Source organism: Dyella acidiphila, from assembly GCF_014863405.1.
GTDB lineage: Bacteria > Pseudomonadota > Gammaproteobacteria > Xanthomonadales > Rhodanobacteraceae > Dyella_B > Dyella_B acidiphila.
Map to the genome: position 1 here is coordinate 142,609 of NZ_JACZZA010000009.1, position 23,039 is coordinate 165,647.

Below are 23,039 nucleotides of genomic sequence, written 5' to 3' on the forward strand. Positions count from 1 at the left end.
AAACTGATCATTTTCGTGTGACTTTTCGCAAAGGAGAGAGCGCGTGACAAAAATCAAAAGAAGATCGCTGTCGCTGGCCGTCATTTGTGTGCTGGCATCCTATTCGTGTGTCCACGCCAGCAATATTCCGCTGGATATCATCAAGGTGCCATCGAGTGAGGCGAGTTTCTATTATCGCCTTGGTATCAGCGTTGGTTTGAATGGTGGGGCTCCGCGAAAATACCTGTTCGATACTGGATCCGATTCGTTCAATATTGCAGTCGGCACCAACGCTGATCCAGCCTGGATACCCGGTTTGTCGAATTCGTTGTCCGGTAATCCATATCCCTATATGTACGGTGATGGAACCTCTGGCTACATACTGAATAATGCACAGGTTGCCAGCGTCCAGTTCTACGATCCGGCGAACGGAAATCGAATAAGTAGCTATTCGCCTGACAATGGTCTGAAGGTAGCGGCGGCGCTATATGCGCTGGAAAGCGCCAGAACGCTGGAAAGCAAAGGCGATGCGCAAGGGATAGGGCTGGTGGAGGATGATGATACGGGCAAGGCCATTTATACGAATCTCAGCTGGCAGGATCGGCTCGACCATGGCACTGCGCCTGAAGAGGGCAACAACCTCTATGGCATCTTCGGTGCGGGCGATTTCGTTACGGAGGGAAATAACGGTGGGGCGCCCGGCGTGCTCACCAGCACGGGCTACATTGTGGAGGCGAATGGAACATCCCAGGTACCTGGAGACTGTGGCCCGGCGTGTTTCATTCTTGGTTTGACGCCGGAGCTTCGCGCGCAGTTCCTGAGCGTCGTACTTTGGGAAAATCCAGGCGGCAACCGATCTTTTCAAGCCACTTTCCCCGGGTCGGGCGCCAACGCTGCGCAGCAGTTCGACGCGATGTTCAACTATACCTTGGGCACCGACACGGTTGCGTTGCAAACCCTGCTCGATACCGGGGCGCCCAGCAGCAGTTTGGGCATTGGCGATGCTCCTTCCGACAATGAACCGGAATCCTCGGGTGTACCGGCCGGCAGTACGCTAGCCATAACAGGTGCGTCGCAGGGATCGAAGCCTACGTCATTGGTAGCCAGTGAAGGTGACGATGGCGAGGCAACTTATGTGATTGAAGTAGACAGCTCACCGGAACGGGCAGGCAAGGCCCTCCTCGGCATCGCTTTCTTTTTCCACAATGCCGTGATGTACGACCTGGAAAACAAGGCCACTGCCTATACGCCGTTCTATGTCACCGACGCACCGATCGTTACCGGTTTCAAGGTGACCAGCGCGATGGGACCGCTGGGCCTGGCGGGTGAGATTTCCGGCAGCGGCAGCTTTGCAGTAGCGGATGGCGGTATCGCCAATCTCAGCGGCAAAAACACCTACACCGGAATGACTGACGTGCAAGCAGGCGGATGGCTTGGCCTGGCAGGCCCCGGCAGCATTGCATCCTCATCCGGTGTGCAGGCGAACGGCGACTTCGACATTTCCCGCGCGTCCGCCGGCATAGCCATCAAGGCTCTGTCCGGCGCCGGCACGGTAAGGCTCGGCGCCAACACGCTCGAACTTACCGCTGCGGACGGCAGCTTCGATGGTCAGCTGATGGATGGCGGTCTGGGCGGTGGTGCCGGTGGCGGGCTGATCGTTGCCAATGGGCGGCAGCGGCTAAGTGGCACCAATACCTACACCGGCCGCACTGGCATCGGCCCGCGCGGCCAGTTGCAGTTGGACGGCTCGATGGCAGGATCGATGATTGACGCTGGCGTGTTAACCGGTCGCGGGCGCATTGGTGGTGATCTGACCGTCACCGGTACGATCGCGCCGGGCGATGGCACGGGCTCGTATCAAGCCCTCAGCATCGGCGGTAACTACATGCAGGGCGGCGGCTCGACGTACATGGCGCAGTGGAATCCACAACAGCCCGGCCAATCGAGTCAGATCATCGTCGACGGCAACGCGACACTGGCCCATGGCGCCCTGGTCAACCTGGCGGCAGGCGGCAGCAGCATGCGGATCTACAAGCCCGGTACGCGCTATACCTTGCTCACCGCCAACCAAGGCCTCAGCGGTACTTACACCTTGTTGGGCAACACCTCGCTAAGCGCGGTGTTGTCGCTTGCACCGTTCTACGATGCCCATCACTTCTATCTCACCGTCACTCAGCAACGCCTGCTGCCGGCGTTGGCACAAACCGCCAACCAGCGTGCGGCTCTGGCGGGGGTCCAGTCGCTCGCCGCCACCCCCGCATCGGCGGCAATGGGGCCGTCGGTTTCCATGCGAGCGACCGACGTGCTGCCCGTGCTCAGCACACCCTTTGCCTTGTTGACCAATCTGCAAAGCGACGCGCAGGTGCGTTACGCCGCCGATCAGCTTTCCGGCGAAATCTACGCCAGCGTCAAGAACACCTTCCTGGAGGATAGCCGCTACCTCCGCGATGCCGTTGCCATGCGACTGAGTCAGGCCGGGTCCGATCAGCAAAGTCCGGATGCTTCCGCAAAGCAGTCGGTACGGACCCAGGCCAGTGGCCTGGCTACCTGGGGGCAGTTCGTCGGTTCCTGGGCACGCCGTGATGGCAGCGGCAACGATGCCAGCGTGTCGAGCACGCTCGGCGGCTTCCTGCTCGGTGCGGACAAGGCGGTGGGCAGCCACAGTCGTATCGGTGTGATGAGCGGTTATACGCAGACCTCGGCGAACGTCGCACGGCGCGGCTCCCGCCTGTCTAGCAACGACGTGCACCTCGGCATCTATGCGGGTACGCAGCTGGGTGCGCTGGATGTGAACCTGGGCGCGGCTTATACGCGGCACGACTTCAGGGCCGATCGCAGCATTGTCTTTGCCAATTACGCTGGCAACGCGCACGGCAAGGGCAAGGCCGACACGGCTCAGGTCTTTGGCGAGGCGGCCTATCGCCTGCAGTTCAAGTCGTTCGCGCTGGAGCCGTTTGCACGTGGGGCATATGTACGCCTGAATACGCGTGGTCTTCAGGAGCAGGGCGGTCCGATGGCTCTGTCGGTAGGCGGCGACCGGCAAGCGGTCACCTACAGCACCCTGGGTACACGTGCATCCACGCACTTCCAGTTCCAGGGCGATGCCTTTGACGCGTACACCAGCCTGGGCTGGCGCCATGCCTTCGGCCGCGTGCGTCCCGATGCGCAGATGGCCTTCGCCCATGGCGCCCCATTCACCGTGGCAGGGCTGCCTATCGCACGCAACGCTTTGGCCGTCGATACGGGGGGGCGTTACGTGTGCACAAGCAAGCCACCATCAACGTGGCTTACAACGGGCAGCTCGCACAGCAGGCGGTGGATAGCGGCTTCAAGGCTGAATTCAACTGGGAGTTCGAGTAGGTGCGAGTGCGCCGTATCGCCTCGTATTTGACGAGGCGATACGGCAGCACCTTAAAACAGCGTCGTGCTGATGGTCAGATACCACTGCCGCGGTGCGCCGACGTAGTAAGTCGGCGCCGATTCGGATGCATCGATGGTGGGACTGGCCGGCAGCGCCAGATAGTGGCGGTTGAGGATGTTCAACCAGTTCAGCGCAATCGTGGTCTTGTGCAGCACGCTGAAATCCGGCAGTTCATAACTCGCGCTGCCGTTGACGGTGAAGTTGGAAGCGACCCGATCGGTATTGAGAAAATCGCCGTATTCGCTGCCGGTGAATTTGCCGTTGAGATTCAAGACCAGGCCGCCGTCGGCATAGCGCGCGCCGAAATAGGCCATATTGCGCGGCGTGCCGGGAAACTGCTTGCCCTTGGTGTCGTAGTACGCCGCGGCGGTGTCCACGGTGGCGGGCAGGGACAGGTTCTGCTTCACCTGCGACTGCGTATAGGTGTAGGAGCTGTACAGGCTCAGGCCATGGCCCAGGTCCAGATTGCCTTCCGCATTGAGCCCGGCCATGCGTACCGGCCCGGCGTTGATGTAGTAGTTGATGAAGGTGTCCTGGTCCAGGCCGACCGCGGTGCGGTTACCCATGTTGGCGAGGTAGGCATCGGTGTGCAGGGTCAGCGGTCCATCGGTGAAGCGCCAGCCCAGTTCGTTCGACCACGCGCTTTCCGGCAACGGCGCCGGCAGGCCCAGGCGGCTGTTGCCGTAGGTGGCCGAATCCTGCGGTGCGCGGAAGGTGCGGGTGAGGCTGTAGTAGATCTGGTTGTTGTCGTTCGGTTTCCACGAGGCGCCGAGCGAGGGCAGGAAGCGATGAAAGCGATCGTCGCTGTTCTGGTACGAAGTCCAGTCGGCCGGATCGGGATTGCCCGGAAACAACACGAACTGGTTGTCGCGTTCGGTGTACAGGTAGGCGACGCCGGCATTGAAGGTCCATGCATCGCTCGGTGTCCAGCTGTCTTCCACGAATGCTTTCTTGACCGTGGTGAGGTCGTATTCCTGATAGTTCTTCCACGGCGCGCCATTGCTGTAGCTGAGCAGATTGCGATCGCCCCAGATGCCGTCCGGTTCGCCGGTCAGCGGATCCACATACTGCGCATCGATATATTCGAGCTGGCGCGAGCGCTCGTACCAGATGCCCCAGTCCAGCGTGTTGTCCAGGCCCAGCGTCAGGGTGAACTTGGCATTGATGCCCGGGCGATAGGTAATCGGCCGGTACGCCTCCAGTACCGCGTACTGCCCATCCGCATACTGGTCGGCCTGCACCACCGGACGGCCGTTCGCGCCAGTCTGCAAGGGCAGGAAGCCGGCGAAGCTGCCGTTGCCGTCGCCGAACTGGAAATAGGGAATCACTGAGAGCGACAGGTTCTGGCCGAACTTGAATTCGCCATCCAGGCTTGCCACCCATGACTTGAACGGATTCTGGTAAAGCTTGTAATAGCTGGACTGGGTGAAGAACGTGGCATCGTTGTAAAGCTGCTCGGCGGTGAAGCCGCCTGCCGGTGTCGGCGCCCAGCTGGTGCCGTAGTCGTAGTGATAGCCGTATTGCGTGGCTTCCGCCTTGGTCAGCGGCATGTAGAAATAATTTTCTTCGTGGTTGTAATTGAAATTGGCGGTGAGGCTGTTGTTGTCGTCGATGGTCCACACCGATTTGGCCTGGATGCGGTGAATGTCGTCCTGGCCGCCGCCGCGCCATTTGTTGTCGGAGTTCTGCGAGATCGAAATCCAGCTGCGCACCGGGCCGGTATCGCCGGTGTTGATGCGCAGATAGGTGCTGCGTGCATCGTCGCTGCCGAAGGTCTGGCCTGCGAAAATATTGAAGTTCTGCGTCGGCGTGCGCGTGATGAAGCTGACGTGGCCGCCTACTGCGCCAAGATCGGGCATATCCAGATCGGCCGAGCCGGGCGAGACCGTGATCGATTCGTAGTTGCGCGCTTCGCCGTATTCGGAAGCGTAGGGAATGTAATCGCCTACATCGTTGACCGGCACGCCATCCAGGGTCACGCCGATCTCGCTGGCGCTGAAGCCGCGGATGGTATAGCTGCTGCTGTCGGTCAGTCCGAAGCCATCGTAAGAGGCCGAGTTCACACCCGGCGCGCTGTTGATCATCTGCGTGTAGTCGGCGGTGATCGGCTGTTGCGCGATCGCCTGCGCGGAAATCGTCGATACCTGTTTGGGCTGGTCCTGCGCAGCCATCAGGCCGCCGGCCAGGCTTTGTGCATTGACGTTGACAGTGGACAGGGTGGTGCTTTTATGGACCTTGTCCGCCGAGCCGGCCGTGTTGGCTGCCTGCGTCTGCGGGTCATCCGCATGGGCGGATCCGCTGCCCGCGGCGGCCATGGCCGCCGCCAAGGCAAGCCAGAGAACAGTGTGACGACGAATGGCGAAAGTACGCATGCCTGGTCTATCCCCCGCAGTAATGGCCAAAAGAACAGCGTCAACGCCGGTCGCGGCCGGCGCCTGTTTGAATATCTGGATTGCTGCAACGACCTCGCTCAAGCCGCCGCCATAAAGACGGCCAGACGGCTTGCTCCCTCATGTTGCGATGTCACATTTTGTTTATCGTATCGACATGGAATTGTCCAGGTCGGTAGCGGGCTGGCGACTTATTATGTTTTGGACTTTGCAAGGTCCCCGCAAGAAAACCGTTGATTCGTGCGATCTGTCACGATGCTTAAGGCAGGATGGTCAGCGCCGCAGCCGGTTAGCACGGATTGTGCTTGTGCAACATGGTGCGCCAGGTTTGCAGGCCGCCCATGTTGTCGTGAATACTCGTTGCCGTATGTCGTCTGGACGTCCAAATACATGGGCCCGGCGATCAACTCAGGGGAAGTCGATGCTGCGTCGTGCCTTGTCCGTTGTGTCATTGAGCTTGCTGCTCGCGGCGTGCGCCACGTCGCTGGCACCAGGTGCTGCCTCGACCTTGCAGGGCGATGCCGCGCATCCCGGGCAGGCCCAGGGCTGGGTGGATACTCGCCTGTACTTCGGCCTCGGTCCGGCCGATCAACCTGGGCAGGGCATCAGCGAAGCGAGCTGGCGCGATTTTCTCGACCAGCAAGTCACGCCGCGCTTCCCAGATGGCCTGAGCGTGCTCGATGTCTACGGGCAATGGCAGGGCAAGCAGGAAACCCGGCCCGAGCGTCTGCATTCCAAGCTGCTGGTGATCGATTATCCCGACACGCCGGAAAACCGCAGCAAGATCGAAGCGATCCGCGCGGCGTGGAAACAGCGCACCGGCGATCAATCGGTGTTGCGGGTAACACAGCCGGCGGATGTGTCGTTCTGAACCAACTGGCTTTGACTTCGAGCTCCGCTTCGCCGGAATGACGGTAAGGGATATTTCCGTTTGGCGGCGAGCCTTCCTTTTTCCGGCAACACCCGCAAGCGTCCGCTTCCGACCCAGGGACCCCCATGTGAACACATCCAGCAAGCCAGCCCTATTCGTCAGCAGCGACTTCAACGGCTTCCTCGGCCTGTTGGTGGACAACATCTCGGTGATGGCCTTTCTCGCCACCGCGCTGATCGGTATTTTCGGTTTCCCTGCGGACCTGGTTTACACGCGCATGTTTCCCGGCACCACGCTGGGCGTACTGCTAGGCAATCTCGCGTATTTCGTGATGGCGCGGCGGCTGGCGAAGCGCAGCGGCAATGCACAGACCACCGCCATGCCGCTCGGCGTGGATGCGCCCACCAGCATCGGCATGGGCTTGCTCGTGCTCGGGCCGGCTTTTCTCAGTTACAAGCAGGCGGGCATGGACGAACACGCGGCGGCCATCGCGACATGGCAACTGGGCATGGCGTCGCTGGTGGTGATGGGCGTGTTCAAGACCGTGCTGTCGTTCTTCGGGCCGCTGGTGCAGCGGCATGTGCCGCGTGCCGGTCTGCTGGGTTCGATTGCGGGCATTGCGCTGGTGTTGATGGGCTTTCTGCCGCTGCTGGAAATCATGAAGGTGCCGATGGTGGGTTTTGCCGGCCTGGGCATCGTGCTGTATGCCCTGGTGGCGCGCGGTGCCATGCCGTGGAATCTGCCGGGCGTGCTGGTGGCCTTCGTGGTCGGCCTGCTGTTGTACCTGGTGCTCGGGCCGCTGGGTTGGCTGGGCCATGGCTATCACCCTGCGGCGGCATGGCAATGGCGCGTTGCCTTGCCCTGGCCGACCTTGCAATGGATCCACGGCCTGCCGCTCACGCTGCCGTATCTGCCGCTGATCCTGCCGTTCGGCCTGCTGATGGTGGCTGGCGGCATCAATGTCACCGAAAGCGCGCGTGCCGCCGGCGATAACTACAACACGCGCGACATCCTGCTGGTGGAAGCCCTGGCCACGCTGGTGGCCGGCTGCTGCGGCGGCGTGGCGCAGACCACGCCGTATATCGGCCAGCCGGCGTATCGCGCCATGGGCGCACGCACGGGCTATGTGTTGTTGACCGGCATCGTGGTGGGGCTCGGCGGCGTGTTCGGTTATTTGTCGAACCTGGTGGAATTGCTGCCGCTGGCGGTGTTGGCGCCGATCCTGATCTATGTCGCCATCAGCATCACCACCCAGGCCTTCGAGGCGACGCCGCAGCGCTACGCCGCCGCGGTGGTGTTCAGTTTCTTTCCGGCGATCGCGGACATGGTGGCGATCAAGCTGGGTGATCCCACCTATGTGCCGCGCGAGCATTTCGTCGCGCTGTACAACGATGCCTCGCACGGCATTTCCGAGCTGGCGGTGATCAATGTACTGGGCAACGGATTCATCATCACTTCGATGATCTGGGCCAGTTTCGTGGTGGCGATGATCGATGGCAGGCCGCGGCGCGCGGCCTCGATCCTATTGCTTGGTGGCGCCCTGACCTTGTTCGGCGTGATTCACTCGGTGGTGCCTACCGGCAGCCTGTATCTGCCATGGGCGCTGGATCCGGCCTTGCGCTCGATCAGCCTGCAATTTGCCGGAGCGTACCTGATGCTGGCGGTGGTACTGGCGCTGTTGTCGTTGCAGCCGCGCAACACAGCCCAAGCCTGAGCTGCGATCCAGGCCGGTATGCACCGGCCTGGACCTGGTTGCAGCGGCTTAATGTTCCTTGCCGGCTTCGCGCAATTTCTGTGCGCATTCTTCGCAGCAGACTTCCACGACACGGTTGCCGATGGTGACCTTGATGGCGTTGTCGTCGAGGGGGTAGTCGCAGGCGGCGCAGGTTTTCTCGCTCATGGGATTGGCTCCTAAAAGACCCGGTGCGGGTGGCTGTAGAAGACCATTCGTGGCGGTTCTGCGCTGTCGAAATCTTTAGCGACCGGCTCAGCTGCGGAAGGATTGCCTGAATGCCGCCGGCGAGCGCCCATAGGCCTGCCGGAATGCCGAGCTGAAATGGCTGTGGCTGGAAAATCCCAGATCTGCTGCCAGCGCCGACAGATCTTCGTATGCATCGATCAGGTCCAGCGCCCGCGCCAGACGCAGGCGCAGCTGATAGCGGTACAGCGGAATACCTTCCACCTGCTGGAACACCTGGGTGAGATACACCGGCGAACCGCCGATCTCGGCAGCGATGCCGGCCAGCGTCCAGCGCCGGCCCAGATCGCTGGCCAGCAGCAGTTTCACGCGGTCCGCGAGGCGGCGCCGTGCCTGCGTGGATGCAGGCTCATGCGTGGTGCGCGGACCCAGGCTGCGGCAGACCAGGGTCAGCACCAGGCCTTCGGCTTCCAGCGGCTCGATCGCGCCGTTTTCCAGGCCATGCCGCAGCAAAGCAACCAGGGCCTGTGCGCGTGGATCGATACGCAGCGACTGGCGCCGGAACTGCAATGCGCCACCCTTTGCCAGCAAGTCGGGCGGCGCCAGTTCCTGCAGCAGCGCCGCCGACAGGCTGAGCGACATATTCGCGTCGCCGCCGTTTACCGGATGGCTGACCTGGTAGGCCTGGTCGGCATTGAAGAACAACACGTGGTTGGCATCGGCCACGGCCTGGTCGCTGCCGACGTGGCGCAGGTATACGCCACGATACGGAAACACCAGGTGCGTCTGCGCGGTGCATTCCTCCTCGCTGCGATGCCGGCAATGGCCTGCGCAGCGCACATCGCGCAAGGCGAGGGTGCGCGTGTCCAACAGCGGGCTGATCTGGAAGTCGGCCATCGCCGGATGATGCGCCTGGCGCTGGTGGCGCTCAACCGCCGCCGGCCAATACGCAGCAGTTTTTGCCTTTTTCCTTGGCCTGATACAGCGCACGGTCGGCGGCCTGGATCAGCGCTTCGTCGGATTCCAGCTGCGACTCCCACGCGGCGACGCCGATGCTGGCGCTGACGTGCGCGACAAAGTCGCCGCGCGTATTGGCCAGCGGATAAGGCTTGGCCAGCATGTCGCAGATTTCCCGGCAGCGTTGCAAAACCGGTTCGATCTCGCCGACGTTTTCGAAGATCAGCGCGAATTCGTCGCCACCCAGCCGGGCCACGGTATCGCCGCTGCGCACGTGATGATTGAGACGTCCGGCAATCGCCTGCAGCAGCGCGTCGCCGGCCGGATGGCCGTGCGTATCGTTCACCGCCTTGAAGCCGTCGATATCCACCAGTGCCAGCGCAAAGCGGCGGCCCGGCTGCGCGCCGGTCATGGCGGCACGCAGCTGGTCGTGGAACAGCACGCGGTTGGGCAGGCTGGTGAGCATGTCGTGGGTGGCCTGGTGGCGCACCTTGGCTTCCACGCGCTGGCGCTCGGCGATTTCCACCTGCAACTGGCGATTGCGCTCGGACAGTTCTTCCAGGGTCTGCTGCAATTGCATGCGCGCCGAATGCAGCTCCAGGAATACGCGCACCTTCGATTGCAGGATCACGTCGTTGATCGGCTTGGCGATGTAATCCACCGCGCCGGAACGATAGCCCTTCAGGCGATTGAGATCGTCGGCATAGGCGGCGGTGACGAAGATCACCGGCGTATCGCGCAACTGTTCGGCTTCGCCGAGCAGGGCGGCGACTTCGAAGCCGTCCATGTCGGGCATGTTCACGTCGAGCAGGATCAGCGCGAATTGCTGGTCCAGGCAGAGCGACAGTGCCTCGTTGCCGCTGCTGGCCTCGACCAGCTCGGCGCCGCAGTCGGCGAGCAGGCGGCGCATGGCCACCAGGTTGGCGCGGGTGTCGTCGACCACCAGAATTTTTGGATTGGGTGTACTCATGCAAGACACAGTCGATGGATCAGTGGGGCGATGTCGGTCAGATCAACGCAGTAATCCGCGCCGGCAATGTCCAGGGCCGCTTGCGGCATCACCGGCATTTCCGCGCTGGATGGCGATTGCACAATGGCGGTGCCGCCCAATGCCCGTATCCGTTGCAGGCCTGAGGCGCCATCGGCATTTCCCCCTGTGAGTACGATGCCCAGCAATTTTTCCCGCCATACCTCCGCTGCCGAATAGAACATCACGTCGATGGAAGGGCGCGCGTAGTGCACGCGTGCGTCGATCGACAGCGCAAAGTAGCGGTCCGCTTCCACCAGCAAATGGTAGCCACTTGGCGCCAGATGGACAGTGCCGGGCTGTGCCCGGTGGCGTTCCTGCGCCTCGATCACCGGCAAGGGCGATACACGCTGCAGCACTTCGCACAGCAGTTCCACCGTGTCGGAGCCGGTATGGCAGCACACGATCACGGTCTGCTGCATCTGGGCATCGAAGCCCCCGATCACGGCCTTGAGCGCATCCACGCCGCCGGCCGAACAACCGATCGCAATAGCTTGCGGCGTGTTCATGGCGCTTTGCGCTCCGCTTGGCTGGCCAGCCGGAAGATTCGCAAGCGCTCGTCGAAGGGCGCGAGGCTTGCCGCGTTGGCCGCGTAGTCGAGGCTTTCGCGCAGGCCCAGGCACAGGAAGCCGCCCCGTACCAGGCTGTCGCGGAACAACGCCAGCACTCGATCCTGCAGCACATTGGAAAAGTAGATCATCACGTTGCGGCACAAGATCAGATGCGCTTCACAGAACACGCCGTCGGAAACCAGGTTGTGCTGGGCGAAGGTGACGTTGCGGCGCAGGCGCTGATCCAGTTTGATCAGGTTGTAGCGGGCACTGTAGTAGTCGGCCAGCGAGCAGGTGCCGCCGGAAGCCTGGTAGTTGCGCGACCACTGCTGTGCCTCGCGCGCCGGATAGATGCCCTCTTCAGCCTGGCGCAAGGCGCGTTCGCTGAGGTCGGTGGCGAAGATCTGCGTGCGTTCGTACAGGCCGGTTTCTTCCAGCAGGATGGCCAGCGAATACACCTCCTGCCCGTGTGCGCAGCCGGCCTGCCAGATATTGATCTGCGGGTAGGAGGCGAGCATCGGCAGCACCTGTTCGCGCAGACTGCGGAACAGCCCGGGGTCGCGGAACATGTCCGAGGCGGGCACGGTGAGCCCGTCGAGCACGCGCGGCAGCAGCGGCGGTTCGTGCAGCATGCGCTCGGTCAGGCCGCTGATGGTGCGGCATTGCAGTTGGTCGGCCAGCTGCTGCACGCGGCGCTTGAGCGAGGCCGGTGCGTACTGGCTGAAGTCGTAGCCGTGGCGACGCTGCATCGCCTGGATGAACAGCGCCACTTCGATGTCGTCCAGTTCCTTGGCGTCCACGCTCGCGTCCTGCTGCTCAGCCGCGCAGCCACACGTGCATCATGGACGCGAGCTTGTCCAGGTCGATCGGCTTGGACAAATAATCGTTGGCGCCCGCTTCCAGGCACTGTTCGCGGTCGCCGCGCATGGCTTTGGCGGTCAGCGCGATGATCGGCAGCTGGCTGAGCGAGGGCTGGGCGCGGATCGCGCGCATCACTTCGTAACCGTCCATGCCGGGCATCATGATGTCCATCAGCACCAGTTCCACGTTCTTGTTGTCGTCCAACTGCTGCAGGGCCTTGGGGCCATCCTGCGCCATGCTGATGTTGAGTCCCCAGCTGCGCAGCACTTTGGACAGCGCAAACAGGTTGCGCATGTCATCGTCCACCAGCAGCACATGATGTCCGCTCAGGCCATCGTAAGTGGGCGAGGGCGCGTTCGCCTCCGGGCCGCTCGATTGCCGGATGCTGTGCAGGAACAGGCTGACTTCGTCCAGCAGGCGCTCGGGCGAACGCGCGCCCTTGATCACGATGCTGTCGGTGTACTGGCGGATACGGAGGTTTTCCTCGCGGCTGAGTTCGCGGCCGGAATACACCACCACCGGCGGAATGCTGCCGGTATTGGACAGTCGTTCCAGCAGTTCCAGGCCGGAAATACCGGGCAGACCCAGATCCAGCACGATGCAGTCGTAGCCGGTTTCGGCAATCTTCTGCAGCGCTTCCTCGCCGGAGCCGGCCTGGTCGATCTGCACATCGTCCTGGCTCAGCAAGCTGCGCACCGCGGCGCGTGCGTTGGCGTCGTCATCGACCACCAGCAGATGGCGCGTGCGGCCCTTGGCGAAATGCAGCAGCCGCTCGAAGGCATCGTTGATCGCCTCGCGCGTCACCGGCTTGGTAAGGAAACCCACCGCGCCCAGTTCGCGCCCGCGCGACGCATCGTCGGTGGCGGAAAGGAAATGCACCGGCAGATGGCGCGTGGCTGGATCGGCCTTCAGGCGTTCGATCACCGTCCAGCCGTCCATGCCCGGCAGCATCACATCGAGCAGAATGCCGACCGGATGGTAGCGGCGCGCCAGTGCCAGGCCTTCTTCGCCATCGGGCGCATGCAGCATGCGATGGCCTTTCTGGCGCACGATGTCGGCGAGGATGCGCGCGAACGACGGATCGTCTTCGACAATCAGGATCACGCTGTCGCCGGGAGCGATGCGCTCGCGGTCGTCGTTCAGGCCTTCGGCCGGCAGCATGGAGCGTGTGACTGGACGCGGCGTGGGTATCTGCACTGCGGTTGTCGTGCCTGGCGCTGCTTCGTCCGCTGCCGGTGCCTGTTCGGGCAGCAGCAGCACGAATTCGCTGCCCTGGCCGACCTCGCTGCGCAACACGATATCGCCGCCGAGCAGCGCGGCCATGCGGCGCGAAATGCTCAGCCCCAGCCCGGTACCGCCGAACTGGCGGCTGGTACTGCTGTCGGCCTGCTCGAAGGCATTGAAGATGCGTTCGAGCTTGTCGGGGGGAATGCCGATGCCGCTGTCCTTTACGCTGATCGCCAGCAAGGGCTGGCTCTTCATTGCTTCGGGCACCGGCAGGTCGCCGGCCGGCCGGCCGATCTGCACGCGCACGCTGCCCTTGGTGGTGAACTTGAAAGCATTGGCGAGCAGGTTGTTGATGATCTGCTCCAGCCGGTTCGGGTCGGTGTGGATCTCGACCGGCAACTGCTCGTCCACGCTTACTTCGTAGGCGAGTTTTTTCTCGCGCGCCACGTGGTCGAAAGTGCGGCGCAGGCTGCGTGCCAGGTTCTGCAGCGGCAAATCCACCAGCGACAATTCCATCTTGCCGGCTTCGATCTTGGACAAATCGAGGATGTCGTTGATCAGCCGCAGCAGGCTGGAGCCGGCATCGTGAATGATCCGCGCCGACTCCACTTGTTCGCCATCCAGGTTGCCTTCGCGGTTGTCGGCCAGGCTGCGTGACAGGATCAGCAAGCTGTTCAGCGGTGTGCGCAGCTCATGCGACATATTGGCCAGGAACTCGCTCTTGTACTGGCTGGCGCGGGCCAGTTCTTCGGCTTTCTGCGAGGTCTCGCGCTGCAGTGCTTCCACCTGCTGCTTCTGCTGGCGCAAGGTGTCGGTTTTCAGCCGCAGCTCTTCGTTGGAAGCCTGCAGTTCGTCAGCCTGCACGCGCAGTTCTTCTTCGGAGGCCTGCAGCCGCTGCGACTGTTCTTCCAGTTCGTAGGTCTTGGTCTGCAAGGTGTCGTTGGCATTTCGCAGCGCTTCCTGCTGCTGGCGCATGGTGACGGCGGAAATGCGCAGTTCGTCGGCTTGCTCGCGGGTTTGTTCGAGCAGGTCCTGGGTGTTCACTGCGCGGTTGAGGTTTTCCAGCGTAAGCGCGGCCATCGGCAGCAATTCATCCAGCAATTGCCGATGCAGCGCCGTGGGTGCCGTAAAGCCGGCAAATTCCAGCACGCCAACCAGCTGTTCGCGCAATAGCAGCGGACGGATGGTGATGTGCCTGGGCAGCGCGGTGCCGCTGCCGGAGTCGATGCGCAGATAGTTTTCCGGTACTTGGTCCAGGCTGATCGCCTGGCGCGACAGCGCGCACTGGCCGACCAGGCCTTCACCGGGCATATACGCATCGGCGCTGTTCTGCAGGCGCATGCCGTAGCTGCCGAGCAGGTCCAGCCGCTGGCGCGATTCGTCGTAGCCGTAGAACACCGAGACACCGGCATGTACCAGCGGGGTCAGGGTGGACGTCAGGCGTTCGGCAAAGTCGCGGTGGCTGGTGGCGTGCTGCAGGCTGTTGGAGATTGCAGCGGCGTCGTTTTTCAGCAGCGCCTGTTCTTCGGAGTCGATCACCATCTGCTTGAACACTTCCAGCGCCTTGGCGATCTCGCCCACTTCGTCGCGGCGGCCGGAGCCGCGGATCTCGATCTCGTGATCGTGATCGGCCAGGCGGGTCATCAGTTCGGCCAGGCGGCGGATCGGGCGCGTCACCATGCGCGAGGTCAGCGAGATCACGGTCAGGCCGAGCAGCAGGCCGATGATCGCGCTGATCACGTTGACATACAGCGTATTGCGCAGCAGCCGTTCCGCATTGTGGTTGCGCTCGATCAGCAGCTGGCGTTCGGTGCCGGTCATGGCGTCGAGCACGCGCGTGTAGTCTTCCGTTTTTACGCTGCGGCGCGCGAGATAGTCGGCCTGGATCTGTGCCAACTGCTGCATGCCGGCCGGCGTGGCCGGGGCCTGCACGGCCGCGTCGGGCACGAGCAGCATCTTCTGCATTTCGCTGTCCCAGCGTGCGACCAGTTCCTGGATATGGTCGATGCGCAATTGCTGCAGCGAGTTGTCCGAGGTGAGCTGGCGCAGTTGCGCCAGCTGTTGCAGGAATTCCTTGTCGCTGCTGGTCAGGCGATCGAGCTCGGTGGATTTGTGGCTGATCAGATAGCCGCGCAGCCCCAGCTGCGCGGACAGCGCGCTCTGCTGCGCGCCCTGGATCTGCAGCAGCACTTCATACGTGTGGTCGGCCCAATGCCGCGTTTCGGTCTGGCGATTCTGCGAAATGGCATTGATCAGGCTGGTCAGCAGGAACAGCCCCAGCAACAGGCCGATCGCCAGCATGATCTTGTAGCGGATCGGCAGGTTGGTCAGCCACGAATACTTTTTCCGGGGCATTGGCGTGACGGTGGAGCTGACCATAGGGAATCCCGCTGATTGGCAGTAAGGCGCACCTGCTGCGATCCATGGCGGGCAGGGCGGCTGGCGGCCAGATTAGCGAGATGGCGGCAGGGACGATAGCGCCCGGCCCCGCCGTCGTGCTGGCCTGCGCCGGCACGATAGACAGGCTTGCGTTGAACGGATGTGCAGGGGCGGCTTAGACCGTGGCGGGCGAGCTTGCCGGTGCGCCATTGCGCTCGGCCGCCAGATGCGCGGCCAGCGTATGCGCGGCGGCCCGGATTTCCGGCATCGCCGTGCATTCCCATAGATTGCCGCGCAGCAGCGAGCCGATCGCATACAGCCCCGGCTGTGCATCGCCGCGCGCATTGATCAGCCGGCCATCGGGCTGGGCGGCAACGCCCAGCTGCAGCGGATCGGCCACCGCCAGGCCATCCTCGATCAGCTGCGCCAGCAAGGCGTGTTCGGTAAAGGCCACCGCCGTATCCAGCCCGGTAGCCTGCACTACCAGGTCGGCCTGCAGGCGGGACAGCGCCTGGCTGGCGCGGGCGCGCACGGTGACATCGAGCGGGCCTTGGCCGTCCACCCCGAGCACGCGTGCCGCATGCACCTGCAGGCGGCCTTCATCGCGCAGTTGCTGGATGAATTCCGCCGAGGCGGGCGCAGTGCGATGGCGTGCGGCTTCCCAGATCCAGCGCGCATGGCGCAGGAACTGGCGGCGCCGCGCCAGGCTCAGGCCCTGCCAGACGGTGGTGTTGATCGGGCGCATGCCGTCGATCACGCTGCGCCAGTCGACCTGCGGCGCATGGCGTATGGCGTGGCGGATCGTGCGCAGCATGCCGGCCGTGGCGGCGCTGGCGAGCAGCTGCGCATTGAGCTGGTCCTGCTGCGGATACGGCTGGGCCGGCAGTTCCGGATGCACGAATGGCAGCAGGCCGTGCCGCGACACCGCGACCAATTCGGTATCCGGCCATTGCCGCGAGGCCGACAGCAAGGTATCCACCGCGGTCAGCCCGGTGCCGATCACGATCAGCCGGCGCGGTGCGCGGCTGCGCCGCGGCAGGTTCCACGGATTGAGTTCGAAGGCGCCGCTGGCCAGCGCCTGCGCGGACACCGTGCGCAACGGGCGCGGCGACAGCGCGCCGACCGCCAGGATCACGGTATCCACATGCAGGGTCCGCTGGTCGGACAACAGCACGTCGTAGCCGTGAATCTGTGGCTCCACGCGCAACGCCTCGACCGTATGCAGCGCAAACGGGCGTGCGCGCTTTTCGGCGGCGGTCATGCGCTTGCGCCATTGTGCTTCGACGAAATCGCCGAACAGGCGGCGCGGCAGGAAATCGGTGGCGCGCACGTCCGCGCGCTGGCGCGTGGCGTGCTGCACGAAGTCCTCGTCCTGGTCGACGTACAAACCCATGCCCACCGCGCGCACGTTGAGCAGGTGGTGCTCTTCCTGCGTGGCATAGGCCACGCCGCGGCCCGGTGTGGCCGGGCCGGTAATCCAGTGCAAGCTGCCGCCGTGTTCGCGGTTCAGCAGTGCGCCGAACAATGCCGCGCCGGCTGCGCCGCCACCGATGATTGCGATATCAGTCATAACCATTCCTCAAACGGCGTCAGTGGCGGCGGCAATGCGGCGCCGGCCAAACCAAACAGGCAGGATCAGATCAGGGCGGGCTCGCGCACCGCGTGATGCGTGGTGCTGGCCCACTGTCCTTCGTCTTGCGCGTGATAGCTGCGATACGTATCCAGCGCGCCGCCGTAGATATGCAGCGACAAGGCTGCGCAGTTGGCGGAAAGATTGCGGCAGCGATGTGCGTAGTCGGCCTGCGAAAAGGCCAGGTGATCGCCGATGCCGATCACCGACACGCCGCGCGAAACCAGCTGCGGATCCTGCTGCAGCGAAAGATCGAAAGCTTCCACTTCCAGCACGCCGTCGAGCATGATTTCCATGCCCCACAGGCCATCGTGATCGTGGATCGGCGTGGCATGGCCGGGCGGCCACAGAATCAACAAGGCTTCATAGCCGTGTGCCTGGGGATCGGCCAGAGCAATGCGGCGATATGGCGTGCTGGCCGTTGCATCGAGCAGGTCCGCCGCTTGCGGACATCCTGCCCAAGTCGATGCCGTCGCCAGCGCTTTGGCCAGCGCTGACACATCCACAGGCGCGTGCTTCGGCAGGCAGGCATCGACCGTGTCGAGGATGCGCTGCGCCCAATCGGTGGTAGCAGGTCTGAGTGCGTCGTGCATAGGTCAACCCTGGTGTGTTGGCGTACTCGACCATGAAAGAACCACAGCCGCTGTTAAAGAACTGCTAGACGCTAGTTGCAAGATTTCATGGCGATATGAAGAAACGGCAAGCAAGCGTGACGCGCATCCGGATGGATCGATGCAAAGCCTTGCATTGGCATGGGGTGGATGAGTAGGACTGATTTCGTCTTACAACTGTGGGTGTAGCGAATAACACGATGGCGATCGGCTCGACATGTTTGGAATATGTGAATGCGAATGGATGTTTGGCCGTCTAAATCGCATCATCTAACGCTTGCCTAACGATTTTCTTTTCGCGGCGAGATACCGGGTTCGTCACTTGTCTTCACCGGCGCAGTAAACCTTTCGCGGGGAGCTCGCATCCATTCCTGCTGAACCGGCCACCTCCGAGATGGCCGGAAGGGTATGGCTTTGCTTTTTTCCTGGGGAGTACGTCATGCGTCATAAATGGTCCATGCTGGGAGTCCTGGTGGTTTCGCCGTTGGCGATCGCCGCGTCGGCTGGCTATGTCGATTTCATCAACGGCAGCGGCGATCCGGTGGTGGCGATCTCGCTGGCAAAACCGGGTAGCGGCGACTGGAAGCCGGTAAAACTGCACGGTGTCGTCCATGGTGGTTATGTGAGTTTGGATGGCGGCTATATGGGCGAGGCCACGGTCGCCATGGATATCAGCCACGGTTGTTTTTACGACGTGCTGGTGGAGTTTTCGCAACGGCGTGCCTTGCTGTTGAACAACGTGGATGCATGCAGGACACACCGGATCGATATCGACCGGGCCTGGCAGCAGACGCATTCGATTTCGTAAGCCACGCGTCATCCACGAGGGTGATGGCCGCGTGACGGAACGGCCATGCCGTCCGGCTGGGCACTTGTCAGGAAAGCGCCGTTTACCGAGGCCCCCATCACAGCTAATACATGACAAAGTGCGTGCATCTTGCTGATGCAACGCAGATGCGGCAGAGTTGCCGCCTGCGGAAACGCCCGTCGTGACCGCCACAATTCAATAGCCAGCGTCGACGACAGGGGGGCCTAATGATCGAGCTGGAGGTACAGGCCCTCTCGGCTACGCGAGAGGGTCTTCTCATCGACGTCGGCAAGGTCGTCGTCGCCAGTGGTTTTACCGTGCAGCGGCAACGGCTGGTGCAGGATCCCAACGGCGTGCTGATGACCCTGGTCGTGCGCGGACCGGCGCGCAAGCAGCGTGCGCTGGAAACGGCGCTGGAGGCGCACGAGCGCATCATCAGTTTTGAAATCGCGCTGTTTGAGGATGGGCCGCCGAAACCGCACTTCGCCGCCGCGCGCACGTTTGCGTATGCACCGGCTGCGCCGCTGCCCAAGGCCGAGCCCGAAACTGCGCCGGTGATACCGACGCCGGCCGTTCCGGCTGCAGCACCCGCACCCGCTCCGGCACTGGCGCCGGCACCGCCCGTGGCGGTCGTGGCGCCGGCATCGGCACCGCTATCGGCGGCAGAACCGGATCCCGATTTCATCTTCCTGCTCGAACCCAAACCCGCGCCGGCACCGACGCCGGTCGTCGAGCCGCCACAGCCCTTCGTCGAGGTGGTACCGCTAGGGCCGGACGAAGCAGCGATCGAGCAGTTGCTGCCGCGCATGCAGGGCGACTATCCGAAGATTTTTCCATCCTTGCAGCAGCTGCAGGAAAAGGTCGCCGACGCGGCGCGCGAATCCTCGCTGCTGTCGATCGGGCAGCGTACCGGTGGCTGGGTGTTCGCGCGCGACTATGGCGCCAGCGCGAAGCTCGCCCTGGCCGAAGCGATCACGCGCATCGGCGTGCCGGCGTTGGGCGCGGTGGTGGAGGTGGAATACAAAGGCGAAGGCCTGCATATCCGCAACAGTCCCTTGTGCACACCCGGACATTCGGGCTGCAAGTTCTTCAGCGGTTATCTGCAAGGTTTGCTGGGTCCGGCCGTTTCCAGCCAGGAGCTGTCGATCTTCGAGGTGTGCTGCCGCAGCTACGGCGCGGACGCCTGCGTGCTGGCGATTTCGGAATAGCGCGGCGCCGGATCAGGTGCCGAAACGGCTGCTGTCGCCGTCGCCACTGTTGCCGACAATGACGCGATTGCGTCCGGTGCGCTTGGCGATATAGAGCGCGGCATCCGCTTCCCTGCACAGGTGCTGCAGGTTGTAGCTCGCGGCATCGGTGCAGGCCAGGCCGATGCTGGCGGAAAACGATACGACGCTGCCGTCGACTTCCACCCGGGTAGCCTCGATCGCCAGCCGGATGCGATCGGCGATGAGCGTCCCCTGGTGGCGAGAGCAATCCAGCAGCAGGATGCCAAATTCTTCGCCGCCGAGGCGGCCGAACAGATCGGCCGGACGCAGATGATGCTTGCACACGGTAACAGTGTGCTTGAGCACGGTATCGCCAATGGCATGGCCATGCGTATCGTTGACGTGCTTGAAGTGATCCAGGTCGATGGAGATCAGACAGGCGCCGCCGCCCTTTTTTTCCAGCACGCGCAGCGCGCGTTCGGCTTCGCCGATAAAATGCTGGTGATTGAAGATGCCGGTGAGGCCATCCAGCCGCGCCAGACGCTTGAAGCGCAGCTGCGAGCGTTTCAGCCGGAGCAGCCAGAACGCGATCGTAACCAGCGCCAGCAGCAGCAGCGCGATGTACAGCCGCCCGGTTTCGACCGCCTTGGTGACCAGCGCCTGCTGCAACTGCAGGATCTTGTTTTCCCGCGACAGGCGTTCGGTTTCCAGCCGCTGCGCCAGCGTCTGCTGCTGGGCCGTCACGTAGGCCAGCGTCCTGGCGCTGATGTCGTTGAGATAGCCTTTGTCCTGCACCACGTATTGTTCGTAGTAGGCCAGCGCGGCAGCGTTGTGGCCTTGTTTTTTTTCCACCTGGTAAAGCACTTCGTAGGCGGTCATCAGCCATTCGCTGATGTCGTTGGGATGACTCATGGCCAGCGCGGCCAGCGCGGCCTTCCTGGCGTCGTTGTCTTTGCCCAGCTTGGCGTAGGCCCTTGCCCGTTCAACCTGCGAGGACAGCATGTGGAAATAAAAATGATTGCTGCTGATGCTCGGTGCCAGCCGGTCGAGCAAGGCGATGGTCTTTTCCGGCTGGTTCTCATCCATGTAAAGACTGCCCAGCACCAGCCACATGCTATTGGCGGCAACCTTTTGCCCGGCGGCGACGCAGGTATCGATGGCGCGCTGCAGTAGCGGACTGGAAGCGGTAAGCCGCTTGCCGTTGTAAAGCGCGGCCACCTGCATCGACAACGGTTCGCACAGGCTTTCGCCGGCGGGAACGGTGCTTTCCATCATGTGCGCGTACTTGATCGCCAGTTCGGTCTGGCCGGCAAAATTCAGTGCCTGGGAGAGATTGAACAACAGCAGATAACTGGCCAGCGGATCCTTCACCTCAGGCAATTCCGCGGTGAGTCGGTTGGCGAGCGTAAACGCTTCGACGTAGCGGCGGGTGAAACCGAAATTGCTCAACAGCACCGCCGATGCCTTGATCGCCAGCGTGGTGTCGCCGGAGTGATCGATAACGTCCTGCAGTTGTTGTTGCGATTTGACGTAATTGCCCTCGAAGGTGGTTTCCCACGCCTGGAGGTAACGCAAATGCCATTGCTCGGTTTTGCTCAGGCCAGGCGATTCGCTCTGCAGCTGCGCCAGCATCTGCACGAAGCGCGGATGGTCCTTGGTGCGTATGTGTTCGGCTTGGTCCAGGGTTGCCGCCGCACCGTTATCGGTGGCGGCGGCATGCGCGCTCGGCAGGAATGCGCCAAGTAGAAACGCACCAAGTAGAAACGCACCCAGCAGCGTGCCTGCCCATGCAGGCCACGGCCGGGAGCGCGTGCTTGGCCGAAACATTGCCAGCAGTTAATGCTTGGGAGAGGACTTGTCCTGATCGGGCGTCGGACGTGGATGATGATGCGGCTCGTCGTCCTGATCGGGTTCGTCTTCCTCGTGGCAGGGGCCGAGCGTGCCCTGCGGCGGATCCAGCTTCTCGTGGCCGAGTTCGACCGTCAGCACGCTGCTGTCGGCCGTTTCGACGGCGGCGATCAGCGTCTCCGAGGCCTGGGCCTGCCTGAGCTTGTCAGCCAGTTCTTCGAGCGGGGCGTGACGCAGCGACGCGTCGCGTCCAATGGTTTCCAGCAATTCAATCGTGTCAGACATGCAGTTCTCCCTGTTCCTGAGATGGACTTATAGCGGCTGGACAGCCCTGGCCGAATGACCGGGACCGCCAGCCTGGTAAAGCATTCGGCCGTGCGCGCGCTGAAGATCCGCCCCTACGTGCGCGTCGCAGCGCCGCTGCGTTTCGTGTCATGGCATCCGGCCTCCCTCAGGCCGGCATGCCTGTCGTATCTATGTTGTCCAATGCATCCAAGCGTTCCCGCATCGCCAGGTTCGGCTTCAGGGACTGAGCTGGCGGCAAGATTACCGTTTCCTCGGAGTTGAGTGGGACATGAGGCAAATTGCGCAGCGCCACCCGGCGCACGCGCGGCTTTTCGATCGGCAGGGTGGCGCCGCGGTAAATAAGCACTTCGTGCTCCAGCGGGTAGTCCCGGCTGAGCACATCCACCAGTACCTGCCGATATTCCGGGCCGGTCTGGAAGCGTGCCATGGAGCGGTCGCCCACCAGGCCGACCTGCCACAGCACCAGATAGGCGGTGGGGTCGATGCGCCGTTCATAGATCAGCAGCTGGCTGGCCTCGAAATGCTGGCAACCATAGCGGCCCGGGTCGATGCCCAGGTCTGCATAGAGGCAGTCTTCTGCCGACACGCCTGGCTCCATATGCGCCTGGAAACCTTCGGCGCGGGCCAGCTCGATGACCTTGTGCGGCGCCCAGGCAAAGATGCCGGGATGGCCGTAGAACACGCCGCAGACCCGCTTGCCGGCCCGCACTTCGGCCATGATCAGCGCGACCCATTGTTTATAGGTCTTCATCCGCGACTTGCCGTGCTGGTAATAGGGCTGGAGGCTGCGCACATCCGGATGCATGCGCTGCAACCACAGCTCCACCACGCCGTCGGAAAGGCCCGCGAAAATCACATCGGCCTGCTCGATATGGTTGCGTGCCAACGGCGTCAGATGGGAACCCAGGGTCATGCCCATGCCGACACAGGACAGGCTGCCGCGGCGGGGCTCGTTGCTTGGAGGTGAGCTGGTCGTATTCATGGTCCTGTCCAAAGCAAATTGTGTGCCCGGAAGTGGACGAACAGAACGCGCCAAGCTGCGCGGGG

At 62.9% G+C, this 23,039-nt stretch carries 17 protein-coding genes; 5 read left to right on the forward strand and 12 right to left on the reverse strand.

Going from position 1 to position 23,039, the window contains the following annotated elements; genetic code table 11:
• The first annotated feature begins 43 nt into the window (after positions 1-43).
• Entirely contained in the window at positions 44-3,370 is a 3,327-nt protein-coding gene (locus tag IGX34_RS22445; RefSeq protein WP_338015483.1) for an autotransporter outer membrane beta-barrel domain-containing protein, read from the forward strand.
• A gap of 20 nt (positions 3,371-3,390) precedes the next feature.
• On the opposite strand, the gene IGX34_RS15130 is transcribed toward IGX34_RS22445, so the two are convergent.
• Positions 3,391-5,772, reverse strand: a complete 2,382-nt coding sequence (locus IGX34_RS15130; RefSeq protein WP_192556558.1) for a TonB-dependent receptor domain-containing protein — start codon at positions 5,770-5,772, stop codon at positions 3,391-3,393.
• A 439-nt stretch (positions 5,773-6,211) separates the two neighbouring features.
• Here IGX34_RS15130 and IGX34_RS15135 point away from each other — a divergent pair, with 439 nt between their 5' ends.
• Together IGX34_RS15135 and IGX34_RS15140 are read left to right on the forward strand one after the other, a co-directional pair.
• Entirely contained in the window at positions 6,212-6,661 is a 450-nt protein-coding gene (locus IGX34_RS15135; protein WP_192556559.1) for a DUF3574 domain-containing protein, read from the forward strand.
• A gap of 37 nt (positions 6,662-6,698) precedes the next feature.
• The gene (locus IGX34_RS15140) at positions 6,699-8,375 is read left to right on the forward strand and encodes a hypothetical protein (protein WP_425598800.1); all 1,677 of its coding nucleotides are present in this window, start codon (positions 6,699-6,701) and stop codon (positions 8,373-8,375) included.
• Between the two features lie 48 nt (positions 8,376-8,423).
• Here IGX34_RS15140 and IGX34_RS15145 read toward each other — a convergent pair whose 3' ends face one another.
• From IGX34_RS15145 to IGX34_RS15180, 8 genes are all read right to left on the reverse strand, one after another.
• Positions 8,424-8,561, reverse strand: coding sequence for a hypothetical protein (locus IGX34_RS15145; protein WP_192556561.1), 138 nt, complete (start codon positions 8,559-8,561; stop codon positions 8,424-8,426).
• A gap of 87 nt (positions 8,562-8,648) precedes the next feature.
• A complete protein-coding gene (locus tag IGX34_RS15150; RefSeq protein WP_192556562.1) occupies positions 8,649-9,476 on the reverse strand; it encodes a helix-turn-helix transcriptional regulator in 828 nt (275 codons plus the stop codon).
• A 31-nt stretch (positions 9,477-9,507) separates the two neighbouring features.
• Positions 9,508-10,506 (reverse strand): diguanylate cyclase domain-containing protein, encoded by a 999-nt coding sequence (locus IGX34_RS15155; RefSeq protein WP_192556563.1) that lies wholly within the window; start codon positions 10,504-10,506, stop codon positions 9,508-9,510.
• Positions 10,503-11,072, reverse strand: a complete 570-nt coding sequence (locus IGX34_RS15160; protein ID WP_192556564.1) for a chemotaxis protein CheB — start codon at positions 11,070-11,072, stop codon at positions 10,503-10,505. The genes IGX34_RS15155 and IGX34_RS15160 overlap by 4 nt, the downstream gene beginning before the upstream one ends.
• A complete protein-coding gene (locus IGX34_RS15165; RefSeq protein ID WP_192556565.1) occupies positions 11,069-11,914 on the reverse strand; it encodes a CheR family methyltransferase in 846 nt (281 codons plus the stop codon). The genes IGX34_RS15160 and IGX34_RS15165 overlap by 4 nt, the downstream gene beginning before the upstream one ends.
• A gap of 16 nt (positions 11,915-11,930) precedes the next feature.
• Positions 11,931-15,581 carry a response regulator gene (locus IGX34_RS15170; RefSeq protein ID WP_225737488.1) on the reverse strand — a complete coding sequence of 1,217 codons (3,651 nt, stop codon included), beginning with the start codon at positions 15,579-15,581 and terminating at the stop codon, positions 11,931-11,933.
• A 175-nt stretch (positions 15,582-15,756) separates the two neighbouring features.
• The gene (locus IGX34_RS15175; protein ID WP_192556566.1) at positions 15,757-17,151 is read right to left on the reverse strand and encodes an FAD/NAD(P)-binding protein; all 1,395 of its coding nucleotides are present in this window, start codon (positions 17,149-17,151) and stop codon (positions 15,757-15,759) included.
• A gap of 65 nt (positions 17,152-17,216) precedes the next feature.
• Positions 17,217-17,804, reverse strand: coding sequence for a cysteine dioxygenase (locus tag IGX34_RS15180; RefSeq protein ID WP_192556567.1), 588 nt, complete (start codon positions 17,802-17,804; stop codon positions 17,217-17,219).
• Positions 17,805-18,261: 457 nt separating this feature from the next.
• Here IGX34_RS15180 and IGX34_RS15185 point away from each other — a divergent pair, with 457 nt between their 5' ends.
• Together IGX34_RS15185 and IGX34_RS15190 are read left to right on the forward strand one after the other, a co-directional pair.
• The gene (locus tag IGX34_RS15185) at positions 18,262-18,630 is read left to right on the forward strand and encodes a hypothetical protein (protein WP_192556568.1); all 369 of its coding nucleotides are present in this window, start codon (positions 18,262-18,264) and stop codon (positions 18,628-18,630) included.
• A 227-nt stretch (positions 18,631-18,857) separates the two neighbouring features.
• Positions 18,858-19,838 (forward strand): hypothetical protein, encoded by a 981-nt coding sequence (locus IGX34_RS15190; protein WP_192556569.1) that lies wholly within the window; start codon positions 18,858-18,860, stop codon positions 19,836-19,838.
• Between the two features lie 12 nt (positions 19,839-19,850).
• Here IGX34_RS15190 and IGX34_RS15195 read toward each other — a convergent pair whose 3' ends face one another.
• The 3 genes from IGX34_RS15195 to IGX34_RS15205 form a co-directional block, all read right to left on the reverse strand.
• Complete coding sequence (locus IGX34_RS15195; RefSeq protein WP_192556570.1) at positions 19,851-21,665, reverse strand: tetratricopeptide repeat-containing diguanylate cyclase; 1,815 nt, start codon at positions 21,663-21,665, stop codon at positions 19,851-19,853.
• 9 nt (positions 21,666-21,674) lie between these two features.
• Positions 21,675-21,971, reverse strand: a complete 297-nt coding sequence (locus IGX34_RS15200; protein ID WP_192556571.1) for a hypothetical protein — start codon at positions 21,969-21,971, stop codon at positions 21,675-21,677.
• A 166-nt stretch (positions 21,972-22,137) separates the two neighbouring features.
• Positions 22,138-23,028: an SAM-dependent methyltransferase gene (locus tag IGX34_RS15205; RefSeq protein ID WP_486599025.1), complete on the reverse strand. Its 891-nt coding sequence runs from the start codon at positions 23,026-23,028 to the stop codon at positions 22,138-22,140.
• Between the last annotated feature and the right edge of the window lie 11 nt (positions 23,029-23,039).

Bases quoted from the DNA above. Each gene is read 5' to 3' on its own strand.
- IGX34_RS15130 (WP_192556558.1), bottom strand. From the start codon at position 5,772: ATGCGTACTTTCGCCATTCGTCGTCACACTGTTCTCTGGCTTGCCTTG.
- IGX34_RS15135 (WP_192556559.1), top strand. From the start codon at position 6,212: ATGCTGCGTCGTGCCTTGTCCGTTGTGTCATTGAGCTTGCTGCTCGCG.
- IGX34_RS15140 (WP_425598800.1), top strand. From the start codon at position 6,699: ATGACGGTAAGGGATATTTCCGTTTGGCGGCGAGCCTTCCTTTTTCCG.
- IGX34_RS15145 (WP_192556561.1), bottom strand. From the start codon at position 8,561: ATGAGCGAGAAAACCTGCGCCGCCTGCGACTACCCCCTCGACGACAAC.
- IGX34_RS15150 (WP_192556562.1), bottom strand. From the start codon at position 9,476: ATGGCCGACTTCCAGATCAGCCCGCTGTTGGACACGCGCACCCTCGCC.
- IGX34_RS15155 (WP_192556563.1), bottom strand. From the start codon at position 10,506: ATGAGTACACCCAATCCAAAAATTCTGGTGGTCGACGACACCCGCGCC.
- IGX34_RS15160 (WP_192556564.1), bottom strand. From the start codon at position 11,072: ATGAACACGCCGCAAGCTATTGCGATCGGTTGTTCGGCCGGCGGCGTG.
- IGX34_RS15170 (WP_225737488.1), bottom strand. From the start codon at position 15,581: ATGGTCAGCTCCACCGTCACGCCAATGCCCCGGAAAAAGTATTCGTGG.
- IGX34_RS15175 (WP_192556566.1), bottom strand. From the start codon at position 17,151: ATGACTGATATCGCAATCATCGGTGGCGGCGCAGCCGGCGCGGCATTG.
- IGX34_RS15180 (WP_192556567.1), bottom strand. From the start codon at position 17,804: ATGCACGACGCACTCAGACCTGCTACCACCGATTGGGCGCAGCGCATC.
- IGX34_RS15185 (WP_192556568.1), top strand. From the start codon at position 18,262: ATGCGTCATAAATGGTCCATGCTGGGAGTCCTGGTGGTTTCGCCGTTG.
- IGX34_RS15190 (WP_192556569.1), top strand. From the start codon at position 18,858: ATGATCGAGCTGGAGGTACAGGCCCTCTCGGCTACGCGAGAGGGTCTT.
- IGX34_RS15195 (WP_192556570.1), bottom strand. From the start codon at position 21,665: ATGTTTCGGCCAAGCACGCGCTCCCGGCCGTGGCCTGCATGGGCAGGC.
- IGX34_RS15200 (WP_192556571.1), bottom strand. From the start codon at position 21,971: ATGTCTGACACGATTGAATTGCTGGAAACCATTGGACGCGACGCGTCG.